This is a genomic window from Corynebacterium sp. HMSC11E11 (assembly GCF_001807025.1).
Lineage (GTDB): Bacteria > Actinomycetota > Actinomycetes > Mycobacteriales > Mycobacteriaceae > Corynebacterium > Corynebacterium freneyi.
Genome location: NZ_KV787165.1, coordinates 16,029 through 34,610, shown reverse-complemented (window position 1 = coordinate 34,610; position 18,582 = coordinate 16,029). Strand labels below are relative to the sequence as shown.

Sequence of the window (18,582 nt, the reverse complement as noted above, 5' to 3'; positions counted from 1 at the left end):
GCCCCCGCCACACGATTTGAAACGAGTGGGGAATCAAGTGGCAGAAGGCGCACTTCCCGTCAAGAAGGACCTGAAGAAGGTCCGCAACATCGGCATCATGGCTCACATCGACGCCGGTAAGACCACCACGACCGAGCGCATCCTGTACTACACGGGCATCAACCGCAAGGTCGGCGAGACGCACGACGGTGGCGCTACCACCGACTGGATGGAGCAGGAGAAGGAGCGCGGCATCACCATCACGTCCGCCGCGGTCACCTGCTTCTGGAACGACAACCAGATCAACATCATCGACACCCCGGGCCACGTCGACTTCACCGTCGAGGTCGAGCGCTCCCTGCGCGTGCTCGATGGCGCCGTCGCCGTCTTCGACGGCAAGGAGGGCGTCGAGCCCCAGTCGGAGCAGGTCTGGCGTCAGGCCCAGAAGTACGACGTCCCCCGCATCTGCTTCGTCAACAAGATGGACAAGCTGGGCGCGGACTTCGAGTACACCGTCGGCACCATCGTCGACCGCCTCGGCGCCAAGCCGCTGGTCATGCAGCTGCCGATCGGCGCGGAGGATGACTTCGACGGCGTCGTCGACCTGCTGCAGATGAAGGCCCTGACCTGGCGCGGCAAGACCGAGATCGGCACCGAGGCCACCGTCGAGGAGATCCCGGCCGACCTGGTCGACAAGGCCAACGAGTACCGCGAGAAGCTGCTCGAGGCCGTCGCCGAGTCCGACGAAGAGCTCATGGACAAGTACTTCGGCGGCGAAGAGCTGACCATGGACGAGATCAAGGGCGCTATCCGCAAGATGGTCATCAACTCCGAGATCTACCCGGTCTACTGCGGCACCGCCTACAAGAACAAGGGCATCCAGCCGCTGCTCGACGCTGTCGTCGACTTCCTGCCGACCCCGCTCGACGTGGGCGAGGTCCACGGCCACAAGGTCGGCGACGAGACCGTCGACATGGTCCGCAAGCCCTCCGCCGACGAGCCGTTCTCCGCGCTGGCGTTCAAGATCGCCGCGCACCCGTTCTTCGGCAAGCTGACCTTCGTCCGCGTCTACTCGGGCCGCGTGGAGCCGGGCGCCCAGGTGCTCAACTCCACCAAGGAGAAGAAGGAGCGCGTCGGCAAGCTCTTCCAGATGCACGCCAACAAGGAGAACCCGGTCGACGAGGCCGTCGCCGGCAACATCTACGCGTTCATCGGCCTGAAGGACACCACCACCGGTGACACCCTCTGCGCCCAGGACGCCCCGATCGTGCTCGAGTCCATGAGCTTCCCGGACCCGGTCATCTCCGTGGCCATCGAGCCGAAGTCGAAGGCCGACCAGGAGAAGCTGGGCACCGCGATCCAGCGCCTGGCCGAAGAGGACCCGACCTTCACCGTCCGCCTGGACGAGGAGACCGGCCAGACCGTCATCGGCGGCATGGGCGAGCTCCACCTCGACGTCCTGGTCGACCGCATGAAGCGCGAGTTCAAGGTCGAGGCCAACATCGGCAATCCGCAGGTCGCGTACCGCGAGACCATCCGCAAGCCGGTCGAGAAGTACGAGTACACCCACAAGAAGCAGACCGGTGGTTCCGGTCAGTTCGCGAAGGTCATCGTGTCGCTGGAGCCCTACGCCCCGGCGCCCGAGGAGCTGGAGGAGGGCGAGTCGGCGACCTACAAGTTCGACAACGCCGTCACCGGCGGCCGCGTGCCGAAGGAGTACATCCCCTCCGTCGACGCCGGCATCCAGGACGCGATGCAGTACGGCACCCTGGCCGGCTTCCCGCTGGTCAACATCAAGGCCACCCTGCTCGACGGTCAGTACCACGAGGTCGACTCCTCCGAGATGGCCTTCAAGATCGCCGGCTCCATGGCCCTGAAGGAGGCCGTGCAGAAGGCGAAGCCGGTCCTGCTCGAGCCGATGATGGCCGTCGAGGTCATCACCCCCGAGGAGTACATGGGCGAGGTCATCGGCGACATCAACGCCCGCCGCGGCCAGGTCAACTCCATGGAGGACCGCACCGGCGTCAAGGCCGTCAAGGCCCTGGTCCCGCTGTCGGAGATGTTCGGCTACGTCGGCGACCTGCGCTCCAAGACGCAGGGTCGCGCCAACTACTCGATGATCTTCGACTCCTACGCCGAGGTTCCGTCCTCCGTCGCGCAGGAGATCATCGCCGAGCGCACCGGCAACTAAGCCGGAGCCGGGTCCCGTCCGGACGACGTCCGCGGCGGGGTCCGGGCCCGTCGGCCGTTATCCGCACCGATTGCGGAAGCGTCCGGCGGAGCCGAAACTCCCTCCGATCCACCGTGTCGGGGATCGGGGGAGGGTAACGGCCCGCACTTTTCACCGCTGACCCGGCCTTCGTCGCGAGCGCCGGAGGTGGTGCGCGGTGCCGGCCGTTACCCCGTAATCGATCCGGGGGAGCCGAGTTTGATATGGGCCCGGCATTCCCATTAGGATCGTGTAACTGGCACAGTGAAAATGCACTGTCCGCCCCCTTCTTTACTCCCGCACAAGGTCGTCTTTCGTCGGCTTGTGCAGTGGCGTGGGGGTGGGCGACCACAATCTGTGGCTACGAAAGTCGTGGCCACCATGACGTCCAGGAGGACTAACAGTGGCGAAGGCGAAGTTCGAGCGTACGAAGCCGCACGTCAACATCGGCACCATCGGTCACGTCGACCATGGCAAGACCACCACCACGGCTGCCATCACCAAGGTGCTGGCCGACAAGTACCCGGACCTGAACGAGTCCTTCGCCTACGACGCCATCGACAAGGCGCCGGAGGAGAAGGAGCGCGGCATCACCATCAACGTGTCCCACGTTGAGTACCAGACGGAGAAGCGCCACTACGCGCACGTCGATGCCCCGGGTCACGCGGACTACATCAAGAACATGATCACCGGCGCCGCCCAGATGGACGGTGCGATCCTCGTCGTGGCCGCCACCGACGGCCCGATGCCGCAGACCCGTGAGCACGTCCTCCTGGCCCGCCAGGTCGGCGTCCCCTACATCCTCGTCGCCCTGAACAAGTGCGACATGGTCGACGATGAGGAGATCATCGAGCTCGTGGAGATGGAGGTGCGTGAGCTTCTCGCCGAGCAGGACTACGACGAGGAGGCTCCGATCGTCCACATCTCCGCTCTCGGCGCCCTGAACGGCGAGGAGAAGTGGGTCGACTCCATCCTCGAGCTGATGGAGGCCGTCGACGAGAAGGTGCCGGACCCGGTCCGCGAGACCGACAAGCCGTTCCTGATGCCGGTCGAGGACATCTTCACCATCACCGGCCGCGGCACCGTCGCCACCGGTCGCGTCGAGCGCGGCACCCTGAACGTGAACGACGAGGTCGAGATCCTGGGCATCAAGGAGAAGTCCCAGAAGACCACCGTCACGGGCATCGAGATGTTCCGCAAGCTGCTGGACTACACCGAGGCCGGCGACAACTGCGGTCTGCTGCTCCGCGGCATCAAGCGCGAGGACATTGAGCGCGGCCAGATCATCGCCAAGCCGGGCGCGTACACCCCGCACACCGAGTTCGAGGGCTCCGTCTACATCCTGTCCAAGGATGAGGGCGGCCGTCACACCCCGTTCTTCGACAACTACCGTCCGCAGTTCTACTTCCGCACCACCGACGTCACCGGCGTTGTGAAGCTGCCGGAGGGCACCGAGATGGTCATGCCGGGCGACAACGTCGACATGTCCGTCACCCTGATCCAGCCGGTCGCGATGGACGAGGGCCTGCGCTTCGCCATCCGCGAGGGTGGCCGCACCGTCGGCGCCGGCCGCGTCACCAAGATCAACAAGTAAGTCTTGTTGCTCGTGCGGAACGATGCCGTCGATCTGATCGTCTGATCCGACCGACGCATCGCCCGCGGCCTTGAGAAGGGCCCCGCTCCCACGTTCGGGAGCGGGGCCCTTTTCGCATGTCCGAGTCGGCCGGGCTCGTCGCGGGCGAATCCTGGGTGGGGGTTGCCCGGTCCGGCGTGCGGTCGTCGTCAAGCATTTGCTTTACGACGGCCAGCCGTTGACGCCGGCCCGACACGCAGGTAAACGGCGGCGTGACGTAGTGATGTTGCGCACATATCCGGACGGGATTTGGGGGACGCGCCCGGAACGTGCTTTAATACACGGGTTGCTTTAACACGGCGTCATCGCCGCACACCCGCCAGGCCCGAGGGAACCGGCGCAGTTGCGGAGAGGCGTCGCTGGTGAAGTGAGCATGGCCACGAGAGCCGACGTCGGGACACCGGCGAAGGCGACGTGCCCCGCAGTCGTCAAGAGGGCGACACGCCCGACCGCGGGGACCGGTGCTGGCATGGCAAATACACAGCGGCAGTAGGCGAAAGGCACCCACGCTTTCACGGGGGAGCCTCTCCTTCAACTGGGACATCGGTCGACGACCGTGCGCGAACGCGCGGGAAATCACCGTCCTCTCGGAATGCATCGGCGCTGTGCTGCGCCATGCCCGACGACGGTGACCATAAGACGACACAAGCGATACCCGGAATCGACACTCTGGCGCTGGCCATGACCAGCTGGGCACACCGGCGCAGAGAAGACAATGACAGGGTCGACGCCCCTCGAGGGCGCGCCGACCGAGGAGAGGACAAGCGTGGCGGGACAAAAGATCCGCATCAGGCTGAAGGCCTACGACCACGAGGCGATCGACGCGTCTGCGCGCCGCATCGTCGAGACGGTGACCCGTACGGGCGCCCGAGTGGTCGGCCCCGTGCCGTTGCCCACCGAAAAGAACGTGTACTGCGTCATCCGCTCGCCGCACAAGTACAAGGACTCGCGCGAGCACTTCGAGATGCGCACCCACAAGCGCCTGATCGACATTCTCGACCCGACCCCGAAGACCGTCGACGCTCTCATGCGCATCGACCTTCCGGCGTCCGTCGACGTCAACATTCAGTGAGCCTGGACTACGGCAGCGGAGACTAGATAATGAGTGAAAACGAGATCAAGGGCATCCTGGGCACCAAGCTCGGCATGACCCAGGTCTTCGACGAGGACAACCGGGTCGTCCCGGTGACCGTCGTCGAGGCCGGGCCGTGCGTCGTGACCCAGGTGCGCACGAAGGACGTGGACGGCTACGACGCCGTCCAGATCGCCTACGGCGAGATCGACCCCCGTAAGGCCAACAAGCCGCAGGTCGGCCACTTCAAGAAGGCCGGCGTGACCCCGCGTCGCCACACCGTGGAGATCCGCACCCCGGACGCCTCCTCGTACGAGGTCGGCCAGGAGGTCGGCGTGGACGTGTTCGGCGACATCGAGTACGTCGACGTCACCGGCACCTCCAAGGGCAAGGGCTTCGCCGGCGCCATGAAGCGCCACGGCTTCGCCGGCCAGGGCGCGGGCCACGGCAACCAGGCCTCGCACCGCCGAGTCGGCGGCATCGGCGCCTGCTCTACGCCCGCGCGCGTGTTCAAGGGCAAGCGCATGGCCGGCCGCATGGGCAACGACCGGGTCACGACCCAGAACCTGAAGATCCAGAAGATCGACGCCGACGCCAACCTGCTCCTCATCAAGGGTGCGGTTCCGGGCGTCCGCGGCGGCCTCCTGGTTGTCAAGACCGCTGTGAAGGGTGGTGCTCACGCATGACGAACCTCAAGCTTGACGTCCACACCGCCGACGGTGGCGTGAACGGCTCCGTGGAACTCCCGGCCGAGATCTTCGACGCCGAGGTGTCGACCGCCCTGATGCACCAGGTCGTCGTCGCCCAGCGCGCCGCGGCTCGCCAGGGCACCCACAAGACCAAGACCCGCGCCGAGGTGCGTGGCGGCGGCCGCAAGCCGTGGCGCCAGAAGGGCACCGGCCGCGCCCGCCAGGGCTCGATCCGTGCTCCGCACTGGACCGGCGGCGGCGTCGTCCACGGCCCGGTGCCGCGCGAGTACTCGCAGCGCACCCCCAAGAAGATGAAGGCGGCCGCCCTCCGCGGCGCCCTGACCGACCGAGTCCGCCACGACCGCATCCACGTGGTCGAGGAGCTCGTCGCCGGCCAGACCCCGTCGACCAAGTCGGCGCGCACCTTCATCGAGCGTCTGACCGACCGCAAGTCCGTGCTGGTCGTCCTCCCGCGCGAGGACGTCACCGCGTGGAAGTCCGTCAACAACCTGCCGAACGTCCACACCCTGACGCAGGACCAGCTCAACACCTACGACGTGCTGAAGGCCGATGACGTCGTGTTCGCCGTCCAGGCGCTCAACGAGTTCATCTCCCGCAACACCGGTGCGGAGGAGGAGAAGTAATGGCCACCATCGCGGATCCCCGTGACATCATCATCGCCCCGGTCGTGTCGGAGAAGTCCTACGGACTGATGGAGCAGAACGTCTACACGTTCCTGGTCCGTCCCGACGCCAACAAGACCCAGATCAAGATCGCGGTCCAGGAGATCTTCGGCGTGAAGGTCGCCAGCGTGAACACCGCCAACCGTGAGGGCAAGCGTAAGCGCTCCCGCACCGGTTACGGTCAGCGCAAGGCCACCAAGCGCGCTTACGTGACTCTCGCGGCCGGCAGCGATCCCATCGACATCTTCGGCGGTTCGGCCGCCTAAGGCTGGTCGACGAGGAAGTTAAGGAAGAGCAAAAGTATGGCTATTCGCAAGTACAAGCCGACTACGCCGGGTCGCCGCCAGAGCTCCGTCTCCGAGTTCAGCGAGATCACTCGCTCGACTCCCGAGAAGTCTCTGCTGCGCCCGCTGTCGAAGACCGGTGGCCGCAACGTGCACGGCCACATCACCACCCGTCACAAGGGCGGTGGCCACAAGCGTCAGTACCGCGTCATCGATTTCCGCCGCAACGACAAGGACGGCGTGCCGGCCAAGGTCGCTCACATCGAGTACGACCCGAACCGCACCGCCAACATCGCGTTGCTGCACTACGTCGACGGCGAGAAGCGCTACATCATCGCGCCGAAGAACCTGAAGCAGGGTGCGGTCGTCGAGTCCGGCGCCAACGCCGACATCAAGGTCGGCAACAACCTGCCGCTGCGCAACATCCCGACGGGTACGACCATCCACTGCGTCGAGCTCAAGCCGGGCGCCGGCGCCCAGCTGGCCCGCTCGGCCGGCGCCTCCATCCAGCTGCTGGGCAAGGAAGGCAAGTACGCCGTCCTGCGCATGCCGTCTTCGGAGATCCGCCGCGTCGACGCGCGCTGCCGCGCCACCGTGGGTGAGGTCGGCAACGCCGACCAGATCAACATCCGCTGGGGCAAGGCCGGCCGCATGCGCTGGAAGGGCTGGCGCCCGACCGTGCGCGGTGTCGTGATGAACCCGGTCGACCACCCGCACGGTGGTGGCGAGGGCAAGACCTCGGGTGGCCGCCACCCGGTGTCGCCGTGGGGCCAGAAGGAAGGCCGCACCCGCAAGCCCAACCGCCCGAGCGATCACCTGATCGTCCGTCGCCGTCGCAGCAACAAGAACAAGAAGCGCTAAGGAGGTAACAGAGAATGCCACGCAGCCTCAAGAAGGGCCCGTTCGTCGATGAGCACCTCCTTGCGAAGGTGGACGCTCAGAACGAGAAGGGCACCAAGCAGGTCATCAAGACCTGGTCCCGCCGCTCCACGATTCTCCCCGACTTCATCGGCCACACCTTCGCCGTCCACGACGGTCGCAAGCATGTGCCGGTGTTCGTGGACGACTCGATGGTCGGCCACAAGCTGGGCGAGTTCGCCCCCACCAAGACCTTCAAGGGTCACGTCAAGGACGACAAGAAGGGACGTCGATAAGCCATGAGCAACGACATCACCTCCGCCCGCGCCACCGCGCGCTTCGTCCGCGTCACCCCGATGAAGGCCCGTCGCGTGCTGGAGACGGTTCGCGGCAAGTCGGTCTCCGAGGCCCTCTCCATCCTGGAGTACGCCCCGCAGTCCGCGTCGCAGCCGATCGCGAAGCTGGTCGCCTCCGCGGCGGCCAACGCCGAGAACAACTTCGGCCTGGACCCCCGCACCCTCGTCATCGCCCAGGCCTGGGCCGATGAGGGACCGACCATGAAGCGCTTCCGCCCCCGTGCGCAGGGCCGTGCTTTCCACGTCCGCAAGCGCACGAGCCACATCACCGTGGTCGTCGAGAGCCAGAAGGGAAGTGCTCAGTAGTGGGACAGAAGATCCACCCCCACGGCCTCCGGCTGGGAATCTCCAGCGACTGGAAGTCCCGCTGGTACGCCGACAAGCAGTACGCCGACTACCTCGCCGAGGACATCAAGATCCGTGATCTGCTGTCCACCGGCCTGGAGCGTGCCGGCATCTCCGACGTCGTCATCGAGCGCACCCGTGACCGCGTTCGCGTCGACATCCACACCGCCCGACCGGGCATCGTCATCGGTCGTCGCGGCTCGGAGGCCGACCGCATCCGCGGTGAGCTGGAGAAGCTCACCGGCAAGCAGGTCCAGCTGAACATCCTCGAGGTGAAGAACATCGATGCGGATGCCAAGCTGGTCGCCCAGTCCATCGCCGAGCAGCTGACCAACCGCGTGGCGTTCCGCCGCGCGATGCGCAAGGCCATCCAGTCCTCCATGCGCCAGCCGCAGGTCAAGGGCATCAAGGTCGTGTGCTCCGGTCGTCTGGGCGGTGCCGAGATGGGCCGCACCGAGCGCTACCACGAGGGTCGCGTTCCGCTGCACACCCTGCGCGCGGAGATCGACTACGGCACCCACGAGGCCCACACCACCTTCGGACGCATCGGCGTCAAGGTGTGGATCTACAAGGGTGACGTCATCGGTGGCCGTCGCGAGTCCGAGATGAACGCCGGTCGTGACGGTCAGCGTCGCGACCGCCGTGAGCGCCCGCGTCGTGGTGGCCAGCGCCGCCAGCGGGCCTCCGAGAAGAAGGAGGGCTAAATGCTCATCCCGAAGCGCGTCAAGTACCGCCGCCAGCACCGTCCGACCCGTTCCGGCGTCGCCAAGGGCGGCACCCAGGTGACGTTCGGCGACTACGGCCTGCAGGCCCTGGAGCCGGCGTACATCACGAACCGCCAGATCGAGGCGGCCCGTATCGCCATCAACCGCCACGTCAAGCGTGGTGGCAAGGTGTGGATCCAGATTTTCCCGGACCGTCCGCTGACCCAGAAGCCGCTCGGCGTGCGCATGGGTTCCGGTAAGGGCCCCGTGGAGAAGTGGGTCGCCAACGTCAAGCCGGGCCGCATCATGTTCGAGATGTCCTACCCGGACGAGAAGACCGCGGTCGAGGCGCTCAAGCGCGCCGGCGCGAAGCTTCCCTGCAAGACCCGAGTCGTCCGGAAGGAGGATCAGTACTGATGTCTAACGGCATTCCCGCCCACGAGCTCCGCTCGCTGGATAACGATGGCCTGGTCGCCAAGCTCAAGGAGTCCAAGGAGGAGCTGTTCAACCTCCGATTCCAGATGGCGACCGGTCAGCTGACCAACAACCGTCGACTGAGCGCCGTCCGCAAGGACATCGCCCGCATCTACACCGTGATGCGCGAGCGCGAGCTCGGCCTTTCCGCCGCCCCCACCGATGGTGATGCGGCATGAGCGAGGAGAACATGAACCAGACCGAGTCCGGCGCCCGCAAGGTCCGCTCCGGTTACGTCGTGTCCGACAAGATGCAGAAGACCATCGTCGTCGAGCTCGAGGACCGCAAGCAGCACGCCCTGTACGGCAAGATCATGCGCACCAACTCCAAGGTGAAGGCCCACGATGAGAACGAGGAAGCCGGCGTCGGCGACCGCGTTCGCATCGAGGAGTGCCGTCCGCTGTCGAAGGACAAGCACTTCCGCCTGATCGAGATCATCGAGAAGGCCCGCTAAGCGGCTTTTCGCGAAGTCTCTTTCGCTTTACGACGCCCCCGTCATCCCGGTTCGCCGGGGAGGCGGGGGCGTCGTCGTTTCCGGATCGCCGGAGTGGCCCGCCGGGTGAACGGGGTTGTCGCCGATCCGGGGTGAAGTGCGCAATACTTGATGTCATGAACATGCACCGCACCTGGTCCGAGATCGTCGCCGCCGACCCCGACCATTCGCGGCGTTATGCGCAGAGGTGGGAGAGTTTCGTGGCGCAGGGCCGCGACATCGAGGGGGAGGCCCGGTTGGTCGATGCGATGGCGCCGCGCGCCGCCCGGATCCTCGACGCCGGGTGCGGGCAGGGGCGGCTGGGCGGTTACCTGGCGACGCGTGGTCACAGGGTGTTGGGCGTGGACATCGACCCGTATCTGATTTCCGTCGCCCGCGACATCCAGCCCGGAGGCACGTGGAAGGTCGGGGACTTGGCCCGGCTGGGCGAGGTGCTCGCCGACTTTGACGCCGACCCGGCCGCGGACGAGGCGGGGGAGCACCCGACGGGGGACTTCGACGTCATCGCCGCCGCCGGCAACGTGCTGACCTTCATCGACCCCGCCGACCGGGGGGCGGTGCTGGAGGGTTTCCGCGACGCGCTCGCAGGCGGCGGTCGCGCGGTGATGGGCTTCGGTGCGGGACGCGGCTGGACGTTCGACGAATTCGAGGCCGACGCCTTCGAGGCGGGACTGCACGTCACCCACAGGTTCTCCACGTGGAATCTGCATCCCTTCGACGAGCGGGCGAATTTTCTCGTCGCGATCGCCGAACGGGCCTGACTTCGTTCGCGGCTCTGCGGCAGGGGCGCGCCGGACGCCAGTCGATCGTGGCCCTCGGCACGTGGTCCGGGTGCCGGGGGAGCCGAGGGCGATTTGGGGGCTCACCGGTGGGTATGCCATAATTCACGGGTTGCGAGTGGTGGAGTGCGTCCACGTGGCGACGGTTTCCGGTTCATCCGGGCCCGTGCTGCGGCAGTGACCCCGCCGGCTCGCAGCCGAATCAGACCGCGTGCGCCCGGGACGGAAATCCGGCGCACACAGCAATCCAGGTCAAGGAGAACCGTAGTGATTCAGCAGGAATCGCGTCTGCGGGTCGCCGACAACACCGGTGCCAGGGAGATCCTGTGCATCCGCGTGCTCGGCGGCTCCACCCGACGCTTCGCCGGCATCGGCGATGTCATCGTGGCCACCGTGAAGGAGGCCGCCCCGGGCGGCAACGTCAAGTCCGGTGACATCGTTCGCGCCGTCGTCGTTCGCGCCAAGAAGGAGACCCGTCGTCCGGACGGCTCCTACATCTCGTTCGACGAGAACGCCGCCGTCCTGATCAAGGCCGACAACGAGCCCCGCGGCACCCGCATCTTCGGCCCGGTCGCGCGTGAGCTTCGCGACAAGAAGTTCATGAAGATCGTGTCGCTCGCACCGGAGGTGATTTAAGTGAAGATCCGCAAGGGCGATACCGTCCTGGTCATCTCGGGTCCGGACAAGGGCGCGCAGGGTGAGGTCATCGAGGCCTACCCGGCTCGCGACAAGGTCCTGGTCTCGGGCGTCAACAAGATCAAGAAGCACGTCGCGAACTCCGCCCCGGAGCGCGGCGCCTCGTCCGGTGGCATCGTCACCCAGGAGGCCCCGATCCACGTGTCGAACGTCATGCTCGTCGACGAAGACGGCACCCCGACTCGCGTCGGCTACCGCTTCGATGAGAACGGCAAGAAGGTTCGCATCTCCCGTCGCACCGGGAAGGACATCTAAGCATGAGCGAGAACTACACCCCCCGCCTCAAGGCGCGCTACCGCGCCGAGATCCGCGAGAACCTGCAGAAGGAATTCTCCTTCGACAACGTCATGCAGATTCCGGGCATCACCAAGGTCGTCGTCAACATGGGCGTCGGCGAGGCCGCCCGCGACTCCAAGCAGATCAACGGTGCGCTCAACGACCTGACCCTCATCACGGGCCAGAAGCCGGAGCTGCGCCGCGCCAAGAAGTCGATCGCCAACTTCAAGCTGCGTGAGGGCATGCCCATCGGCGCCCGCGTCACGCTGCGCGGCGACCGCATGTGGGAGTTCCTGGACCGTCTGCTGACCGTGGCCCTGCCGCGAATCCGCGACTTCCGCGGTCTGTCCGACAAGCAGTTCGACGGCCACGGCAACTACACCTTCGGTCTCTCGGAGCAGTCCATGTTCTACGAGATCGACATCGACAAGATGGACCGCCCCCGCGGCATGGACATCACCGTCGTGACCACCGCCACGAACAACGACGAGGGTCGCGCCCTGCTGCGCGAGCTCGGCTTCCCGTTCAAGACCGGCCAGCAGAAGGACTAGTATCCGGCTGCACTGCCGCCGGCTCGGTGGCTTCGCGACCCCCGCTTCCCGATGAGGGAGGCGGGGGCTTCGCGTTTCGGGTGAAGCCGCATAATGTGATGTGCGACACGTTGGCCGCCGTCGAAAAGCGATTGCGGACGGTTCAACGTCTCCCTCGGCGCCGGATTCGTCGCCTTTTTTCATCCCATCAACCTGCGACTTGTAACAAAAAGGTCACGAACGTCGGCCGAAGAGGTAACATCCGTGACCCTGGGCATCGGATGAACATGCGGTAAGAACCGCAGGCCCACGACTTGACACCGCTCTCAAGAAACGGCACGGTTTCCACTCATGAAGAAGTCTCTCTCCACCAAGGTCCGCTCCGCGGCCATCGCCGCCGTCACGGTTCTGGGCCTCGGCCTGGGCGCCGCCGGCGCCACCGCCCAGCCCGCCCTGCCCGCCATCCCGGAGATCCCGGCCATTCCGGGCGTCCCGAACCTGAACCCGGCGCCGTCCACCGGCCCGAAGCAGGTCGTCACCTTCGGCGACTCCTTCACCGCCAACGCCGGCAAGTCCGGCCCGCGCGGCCTCGAGCCGGGTCAGACGCCGGTCGTGGCCAACTGCGCCACCGACATGGAGAACTGGCCGAAGATCGCCGCCAAGCAGACCGGCAAGTCCCTCGGCGACTGGTCCTGCAACGGCATGGGCGGCGCCCCCGTCGTCCAGCTGGTCGGTTACGTCGAGGCCGCCATCATGCACGGCGACATTGGCCCGGGCACCGAGGACGTCGTCTTCATGTACGGCGGCATGGACGCCCTGCAGTGGGTCGACGTCGCCGGCAAGATGCAGAACATCGGCGAGCTGAACAACACCCTGTACCAGCAGGAGCTGACCCACGTCGCCAACCGCATCCGCGAGGTTGCCCCGGGCGCCACGATCCACCTGGCCTCCTACCCGGAGTACGCCACCAACGACCAGCTGTGCCTGGCCAACCTGCCGGGTCAGACCATCCCGATCCCGGCCCCGGGCGGCACGCAGGTCCAGGAGGCGTTCCGCGACTCCATCGCCAACGCCGCGCGCAACATCGGCGCCAACTTCATCGACGTCTACCAGCAGTCGATCGGCCACGGCACCTGCAACCCGGTCGACCGTGATCGCTGGGTCGCCGGCTTCATGGACCCGAACATGGGCCCGATGACCAACCACCCGACCATCGACGGCCAGTACGCGATGGCCGACATCATCGCCCCGCACCTCCGCTAGACTCGGACTTCTTCGCGAGCGCCCCGCCCGGCGCCGACCACCAGGTCGGTTCGGGCGGGGCCTTCGCGTTCCCCGGAGGCGATTTGGGCCGCGGGCCCGCGTACTGGTAGGTTCGAACGGTCCGCTCCATGGACGCGCACCCCGCCATGCCCTCGGCACGGCGGTGCGGCCGGAGCAGGATTGCCAAGCAAATACTTTGCTGAAGGCCCCCCGCCCCGAATTACAGCGTCCCGCGCGTATCGGGTGGCGAGCCAACCGGGCTACTGAACCCGGCTGGCGCCAGTTGCCCCGAAAATCGCGTGGATCACGTGATGGGGTGGGAAGGAACCGCAGCGAGAAAGGAACGCGGTCACTCAACATGACCATGACTGATCCCATCGCCGACATGCTGTCGCGCGTGCGCAACGCCAACAACGCGTACCACGACACCGTCACGATGCCGTCGTCCAAGCTCAAGGCGAACATCGCCGGAATCCTCAAGCAGGAGGGCTACATCGAGGACTACAGCGTCGAGGACGCCAAGGTCGGCAAGACCCTGACCCTGAACCTCAAGTACGGCCCGTCCCGTGAGCGTTCGATCGCCGGCGTCCGCCGCGTGTCGAAGCCGGGTCTGCGCGTGTACGCGAAGTCCACCAACCTGCCGAAGGTCCTCGGCGGCCTGGGCGTGGCCATCATCTCCACGTCCCAGGGCCTGCTGACCGACCGTCAGGCCACCGAGAAGAAGGTGGGCGGGGAAGTCCTCGCCTACGTCTGGTAAGGGGGATATCGAACAATGTCGCGTATCGGCAACAGCCCCGTCGTCGTCCCGAGCGGCGTCACCGCCACCATCGACGGCCAGAACGTCACCGTCAAGGGCCCGAAGGGCGAGCTGACCACCACCATCCCGGAGCCCATCACGGCGTCCCAGGAAGATGGCCAGATCGTCGTCGCCCGTCCGGACGACCACCGCAAGAACCGCTCTCTCCACGGTCTGTCCCGCTCGCTGATCGACAACATGGTCATCGGCGTCACGCAGGGCTACACCATCAAGATGGAGATCTTCGGCGTGGGCTACCGCGTCCAGAAGAAGGGCAAGGACCTCGAGTTCGCCCTGGGCTTCTCCCACCCGGTCCTCATCGAGGCCCCCGAAGGCGTGACCTTCGACGTGGACGGCAACACCAAGCTGTCCATCACGGGCATCGACAAGCAGCAGATCGGACAGATCGCCGCCAACATCCGTCGTCTGCGGAAGGACGACCCCTACAAGGGCAAGGGCATCCGCTACGAGGGCGAGCAGATCCGTCGCAAGGTCGGAAAGACGGGTAAGTAATGAGCAACAAGAACGAAAAGCGCCTCCCGGTCGGCAAGGACATCTCGACGCGTCGCCGCGTCGCCCGCGCCCGCCGCCACGCGCGCCTGCGCAAGAACATCCGCGGCACCGCCGAGACCCCGCGTCTCGTGGTCCACCGCTCCTCGCGCCACATGACCGCCCAGATCATCGACGACACCGTCGGCCGCACCCTGGCCTCCGCGTCGACCCTGGACGCGGACATCCGGGCGATCGAAGGCGACAAGAAGGCCCGCAGCGCCAAGGTCGGCGAGGTCCTCGCCGCCCGCGCCAAGGACGCCGGCATCGACTCGGTCGTCTTCGACCGCGGCGGTTACCAGTACCACGGCCGCGTGGCCGCGCTGGCCGACGCCGCCCGCGAAGGTGGCCTGAAGTTCTAATGATGCAGACCAACAAGTTCTACGGAAGGAACGCGTGATGCCGGGACGTGAACGGCGTGACGGCGGACGTGGCTCCGCCGACAACCAGAACAACAACAACCGCCGCGACGGCGGTCGCGGTGGCCGCGACAACCGTCGCCAGCAGGACGAGCGCAACCAGTACATGGAGCGCGTCGTCACCATCAACCGCGTGTCCAAGGTCGTGAAGGGCGGTCGTCGCTTCAGCTTCACCGCCCTCGTGATCGTGGGCGACGGCGAGGGCAACGTCGGCGTCGGTTACGGCAAGGCCAAGGAGGTGCCGGCCGCGATCCAGAAGGGCGCCGAGGAGGCTCGCAAGAACTTCTTCCGCGTGCCGATGATCGCCGGCACCATCACCCACCCGGTGCAGGGCGAGGCCGCCGCCGGCGTCGTCATGCTCCGTCCGGCCGCCCCGGGTACCGGCGTCATCGCCGGTGGCGCGGTCCGCCCGGTGCTCGAGTGCGCCGGCATCCAGGACGTGCTGTCGAAGTCCCTGGGCTCCGACAACGCCATCAACGTCGTCCACGCCACCGTGGACGCCCTCAAGCAGCTGGTGCGCCCCGAAGAGGTCGCCGCTCGTCGCGGCAAGACCCTCGAAGAGGTCGCCCCGGCCGGTATGCTGCGCGCCCGCGCGGGACAGGGAGCGTGATTGACATGGCTCTGAAGATCACCCAGCTCCGCGGCACCGCGGGAACCAAGCAGAACCAGAAGGACTCGCTGCGCACCCTCGGCCTGAAGCGCCGGCACCAGTCCGTCGTCCGTCCGGATACCCCGGAGGTCCGCGGCCTGATCAACGCCGTGCGTCACATGGTCGAGGTCGAAGAAGTGGCGGGGGAGTAGGTAAATCATGACTGATCCCATCAAGCTCCACGACCTGGCTCCGGCCCCGGGCGCCAAGAAGGACAAGAACCGCGTCGGCCGCGGTGAGGCGTCCAAGGGCAAGACCGCCGGTCGCGGCACCAAGGGCACCAAGGCCCGCAAGCAGGTCCCGGCGGCGTTCGAGGGCGGCCAGATGCCGCTGCACATGCGCCTGCCGAAGCTGAAGGGCTTCAAGAACCCGGCGAAGGTGACCTTCCAGGTCGTCAACGTCTCGGATCTGGCCCGCCTCTTCCCGGAGGGCGGCGACGTCACCGTCGCCGACCTGGTCGCCAAGGGCGCCGTGCGCGCCAAGCAGCCGGTGAAGATCCTGGGCAACGGTGACATCGACGTCAAGGTCAACGTCACCGCCGACAAGTTCTCGGGCTCCGCGAAGTCCAAGATCGAGGCCGCCGGCGGTTCCGTCACCGAGGCGTAACGGCCTTGGTTCCGGGTCACCCCGCGTGACCCTGGGCGACGGCGGGTGGTTCGGCTCCGGTCGACCACCCGCTTTTTCGCGCCCCTCCCGGTTCGTCCGGGAGGGGCGCTTCGGCGTTATCGGGCGCGGCGGTCGTGCGCAACGGTGCTTGCCGGTTCGTGCAGCCGGGGTAGCGCGCGTGCGGGGCGGCGGCGGTGGTGCGCGGGTGGATCGGGATGCGTTGGATCCGGTAGAGGAATCAGGTAAGGGCAGGCTATCGTAAGCGAGTCTGGGTTGGTTTCACTATTGCGGAAGGTTACTCAATGTACGATTTGCTCATCGTCGGTGCGGGCCCCAAGGCAGCCGCCATCGGGGCACGGTGCGCGGCACTGACGTCGCTCGGCCGGCCGGCGCCGACGGTGGTCGCCGCCGATCCCCTCGGAGTCGGCGGATACTGGATGCCGGACGGGGGATGGACCGACGGTCTGCAGCGGTTGGGGACCGCCCCCGAAAAGGATCTCGGGTTCCCCTACACGTCCGCCGACGCCGAGCTCGACGAAGCGCTCTTCTCCTTCTCCTGGTGCGCCCACCTGCGCCACCGCGGGACGTACGACAGCTGGATTGATCGCGGGCGACCCGCCCCCACCCACAGGGAGTGGGCGGAGTACCTCCGCTGGGGCGTCGCCCGCAGCGGAATGCCGGTCATCCGCGAACGGGTTACGGAGCTGGAGGCGGATGGGGCGGGCTGGCTCGCGTCGCTCACCGACGGTTCCCGCACCCGCGTCATCCGGTCCCGGTCGGTCATGATCACGGGTCCCGGGCCCGCCACCCGCCGCATCACCCAACATCCCGCCGTGTGGTCCCTGGCCCGTTTCTGGTCCGGCGGCGCGGCGGAACTCCGGGGCCGCAGAATAGTCATCCTCGGGGCCGGCGAATCCGCCGCCGCCGCCGTGGCCGAGAGCGTCCGGGCGGACGCCGCCGAAATCACCATCGTGGCCCCGGGTCCCACGGTGTTCAGCCGCGGCGAAAGCTACCTCGAAAACCGCGTGTACACGCATCCCGACGAATGGGGCGGCCTCGCCGAGGCGGACCGCCACGCCGTCATCGCGCGCACCGACCGCGGCGTGTTCTCCAAGGAGAACCAAGGCGTCGCGGCGTTGTTCGGGGGCCTCCGGTTCGCCCGCGGTGCGGCGGTGTCCGTGCTGGAGCGCGACGGCGGGGTCATCCCCGTCGACGCCCGCGGCGCGACGCTGTCCGGTGCCGCGGACATCGTCGTCGACGCCCGGGGCGGCGACGCCACCTGGTTCCTCGGGCTCCTCGGCGCCGACGCCGCCGCCGCGCTCCCCTCTCGCCGGGAAAGGGACCTCGAGCGGCGCATCGATTGGAACTGCCGGGTCGAGGACATGTCCCCGCCGCTGTTCCTGCCCACGCTCGCCGCATTCCGGCAGGGCCCGGGCCTGGCGAACCTGAGTTGCCTCGGAACGCTGGCGGGCCGGGTTGTCGACGGGGTCGATGTCCTGGCGGGCGATCGCGGAGGGGCGGGGGATCGTCCCGCGGCGACCGTCGGCACGCACGGAGGCTGAGCCGCGGCGGCGCGGGCCGGGGTCAGCGCCCGGGGCTCCAGTCGGCTCGATGGACGGCCGACAGGCGAATCGTCCGGTCCGGGCGGACCTCGATTATCGTCCCCCCGGTCACGCCCGCTTTCGCGAGCGCCCGGTGGATGCGCGCGTTCCGGTGGTCCGGATCCGCCACGATGGTGTCGCAGAAGGGATCCGCATCGAACAGGGCCTCGATGAGATCCCGGAAGAACGAGGGGAAGACGCCCTTGCCCGTGAGCGACTCCTCCCCGATGGCGATGTGCACGCCGAGGTCATGGGGCGTGGACGGGTACACGGCCCCGACTTCGTCGCGGTGCGCCCGGTAGATCTCGACGTACCCGATGTCCCGTCCCCCGTACGACAAGATGCACGGTACGGAATACGTCCCGCCCAGACGCGCGATCGCGTCGGCCCGCCACCGCCCCGGGGGCCAGGGCTGTTCCCAGGTGTCGGCGAGATGCGGCTTGCGCATCCACGCCGAAATCCGTTCGGGATCGTTGCTGTCGGGGTCGACGGGGCGCAGGTCCATGTCTCCGACGCGCGGGGGCACCGGAGGCCCGTCGGGCAGCACGGACTCGGGGCCGAGGTCGGTTCGCAGCCGGGGCAGCCCAGCTGCTTCCTGCGTCGCCGACGTGGCGGGGGTCTGGTTCACGGGGGGGGGGG

At 67.2% G+C, this 18,582-nt stretch carries 26 protein-coding genes; 25 read left to right on the top strand and 1 reads right to left on the bottom strand.

The genetic code is table 11. The annotated features are described in order from the left end of the window. Positions 1–37: 37 nt before the first annotated feature. The 25 genes from fusA to HMPREF3121_RS10450 all read left to right on the top strand — a co-directional run bounded on the left by fusA (position 38) and on the right by HMPREF3121_RS10450 (position 17,904). Complete coding sequence (gene fusA, locus HMPREF3121_RS10570; RefSeq protein WP_083291635.1) at positions 38–2,170, top strand: elongation factor G; 2,133 nt, start codon at positions 38–40, stop codon at positions 2,168–2,170. A 421-nt stretch (positions 2,171–2,591) separates the two neighbouring features. After that, positions 2,592–3,782 (top strand): elongation factor Tu, encoded by a 1,191-nt coding sequence (tuf, locus tag HMPREF3121_RS10565; protein WP_070523233.1) that lies wholly within the window; start codon positions 2,592–2,594, stop codon positions 3,780–3,782. 805 nt (positions 3,783–4,587) lie between these two features. Beyond that, positions 4,588–4,893 (top strand): 30S ribosomal protein S10, encoded by a 306-nt coding sequence (gene rpsJ, locus HMPREF3121_RS10560; protein WP_035121337.1) that lies wholly within the window; start codon positions 4,588–4,590, stop codon positions 4,891–4,893. Between the two features lie 29 nt (positions 4,894–4,922). After that, positions 4,923–5,579, top strand: coding sequence for a 50S ribosomal protein L3 (gene rplC, locus HMPREF3121_RS10555; protein WP_070523231.1), 657 nt, complete (start codon positions 4,923–4,925; stop codon positions 5,577–5,579). Continuing rightward, positions 5,576–6,226, top strand: coding sequence for a 50S ribosomal protein L4 (rplD, locus tag HMPREF3121_RS10550; protein ID WP_070523228.1), 651 nt, complete (start codon positions 5,576–5,578; stop codon positions 6,224–6,226). The genes rplC and rplD overlap by 4 nt, the downstream gene beginning before the upstream one ends. After that, positions 6,226–6,531: a 50S ribosomal protein L23 gene (rplW, locus tag HMPREF3121_RS10545; protein WP_035121329.1), complete on the top strand. Its 306-nt coding sequence runs from the start codon at positions 6,226–6,228 to the stop codon at positions 6,529–6,531. Before rplD ends, rplW begins: the two co-directional genes overlap by 1 nt. Positions 6,532–6,567: 36 nt before the next feature. After that, entirely contained in the window at positions 6,568–7,410 is an 843-nt protein-coding gene (gene rplB / locus HMPREF3121_RS10540; RefSeq protein ID WP_070523226.1) for a 50S ribosomal protein L2, read from the top strand. Positions 7,411–7,424: 14 nt separating this feature from the next. Then, positions 7,425–7,703 (top strand): 30S ribosomal protein S19, encoded by a 279-nt coding sequence (gene rpsS / locus HMPREF3121_RS10535; RefSeq protein ID WP_005509882.1) that lies wholly within the window; start codon positions 7,425–7,427, stop codon positions 7,701–7,703. A gap of 3 nt (positions 7,704–7,706) precedes the next feature. Continuing rightward, positions 7,707–8,069 (top strand): 50S ribosomal protein L22, encoded by a 363-nt coding sequence (gene rplV / locus HMPREF3121_RS10530; protein WP_035121321.1) that lies wholly within the window; start codon positions 7,707–7,709, stop codon positions 8,067–8,069. Next, positions 8,069–8,812: a 30S ribosomal protein S3 gene (gene rpsC / locus HMPREF3121_RS10525; protein ID WP_035121318.1), complete on the top strand. Its 744-nt coding sequence runs from the start codon at positions 8,069–8,071 to the stop codon at positions 8,810–8,812. The genes rplV and rpsC overlap by 1 nt, the downstream gene beginning before the upstream one ends. Next, positions 8,813–9,229 (top strand): 50S ribosomal protein L16, encoded by a 417-nt coding sequence (gene rplP / locus HMPREF3121_RS10520; protein ID WP_035121316.1) that lies wholly within the window; start codon positions 8,813–8,815, stop codon positions 9,227–9,229. It abuts the gene before it with no gap. Then, positions 9,229–9,465 (top strand): 50S ribosomal protein L29, encoded by a 237-nt coding sequence (rpmC, locus tag HMPREF3121_RS10515; RefSeq protein WP_035121313.1) that lies wholly within the window; start codon positions 9,229–9,231, stop codon positions 9,463–9,465. Before rplP ends, rpmC begins: the two co-directional genes overlap by 1 nt. Then, complete coding sequence (rpsQ, locus tag HMPREF3121_RS10510) at positions 9,462–9,740, top strand: 30S ribosomal protein S17 (protein WP_035121311.1); 279 nt, start codon at positions 9,462–9,464, stop codon at positions 9,738–9,740. The genes rpmC and rpsQ overlap by 4 nt, the downstream gene beginning before the upstream one ends. A 155-nt stretch (positions 9,741–9,895) precedes the next feature. Then, on the top strand, positions 9,896–10,540 hold the full coding sequence (locus HMPREF3121_RS10505; RefSeq protein ID WP_317986456.1) for a class I SAM-dependent DNA methyltransferase: 645 nt from the start codon (positions 9,896–9,898) through the stop codon (positions 10,538–10,540). Between the two features lie 285 nt (positions 10,541–10,825). Next, entirely contained in the window at positions 10,826–11,194 is a 369-nt protein-coding gene (rplN, locus tag HMPREF3121_RS10500; RefSeq protein ID WP_035121309.1) for a 50S ribosomal protein L14, read from the top strand. After that, positions 11,195–11,509, top strand: a complete 315-nt coding sequence (rplX, locus tag HMPREF3121_RS10495) for a 50S ribosomal protein L24 (protein ID WP_035121307.1) — start codon at positions 11,195–11,197, stop codon at positions 11,507–11,509. 2 nt (positions 11,510–11,511) lie between these two features. After that, positions 11,512–12,081, top strand: a complete 570-nt coding sequence (rplE, locus tag HMPREF3121_RS10490) for a 50S ribosomal protein L5 (RefSeq protein ID WP_035121305.1) — start codon at positions 11,512–11,514, stop codon at positions 12,079–12,081. Between the two features lie 330 nt (positions 12,082–12,411). Further along, complete coding sequence (locus tag HMPREF3121_RS10485) at positions 12,412–13,323, top strand: GDSL-type esterase/lipase family protein (protein WP_070523223.1); 912 nt, start codon at positions 12,412–12,414, stop codon at positions 13,321–13,323. 358 nt (positions 13,324–13,681) lie between these two features. After that, positions 13,682–14,080: a 30S ribosomal protein S8 gene (gene rpsH, locus HMPREF3121_RS10480; RefSeq protein ID WP_035121300.1), complete on the top strand. Its 399-nt coding sequence runs from the start codon at positions 13,682–13,684 to the stop codon at positions 14,078–14,080. A gap of 15 nt (positions 14,081–14,095) precedes the next feature. After that, a complete protein-coding gene (gene rplF, locus HMPREF3121_RS10475; RefSeq protein ID WP_070523220.1) occupies positions 14,096–14,632 on the top strand; it encodes a 50S ribosomal protein L6 in 537 nt (178 codons plus the stop codon). Then, positions 14,632–15,030 carry a 50S ribosomal protein L18 gene (rplR, locus tag HMPREF3121_RS10470; RefSeq protein ID WP_035121295.1) on the top strand — a complete coding sequence of 133 codons (399 nt, stop codon included), beginning with the start codon at positions 14,632–14,634 and terminating at the stop codon, positions 15,028–15,030. Before rplF ends, rplR begins: the two co-directional genes overlap by 1 nt. A 37-nt stretch (positions 15,031–15,067) precedes the next feature. Next, positions 15,068–15,697: a 30S ribosomal protein S5 gene (rpsE, locus tag HMPREF3121_RS10465; protein WP_070523217.1), complete on the top strand. Its 630-nt coding sequence runs from the start codon at positions 15,068–15,070 to the stop codon at positions 15,695–15,697. Between the two features lie 5 nt (positions 15,698–15,702). Further along, positions 15,703–15,888: a 50S ribosomal protein L30 gene (gene rpmD, locus HMPREF3121_RS10460; protein ID WP_035121291.1), complete on the top strand. Its 186-nt coding sequence runs from the start codon at positions 15,703–15,705 to the stop codon at positions 15,886–15,888. Positions 15,889–15,895: 7 nt separating this feature from the next. Then, entirely contained in the window at positions 15,896–16,342 is a 447-nt protein-coding gene (gene rplO, locus HMPREF3121_RS10455; protein ID WP_070523214.1) for a 50S ribosomal protein L15, read from the top strand. A 302-nt stretch (positions 16,343–16,644) separates the two neighbouring features. Next, positions 16,645–17,904, top strand: a complete 1,260-nt coding sequence (locus HMPREF3121_RS10450; protein WP_070523211.1) for a SidA/IucD/PvdA family monooxygenase — start codon at positions 16,645–16,647, stop codon at positions 17,902–17,904. Positions 17,905–17,926: 22 nt separating this feature from the next. Here the strand turns inward: HMPREF3121_RS10450 and HMPREF3121_RS10445 are convergent, their stop codons facing one another. After that, a complete protein-coding gene (locus tag HMPREF3121_RS10445; RefSeq protein WP_141743078.1) occupies positions 17,927–18,571 on the bottom strand; it encodes a GNAT family N-acetyltransferase in 645 nt (214 codons plus the stop codon). Positions 18,572–18,582 lie beyond the last annotated feature (11 nt).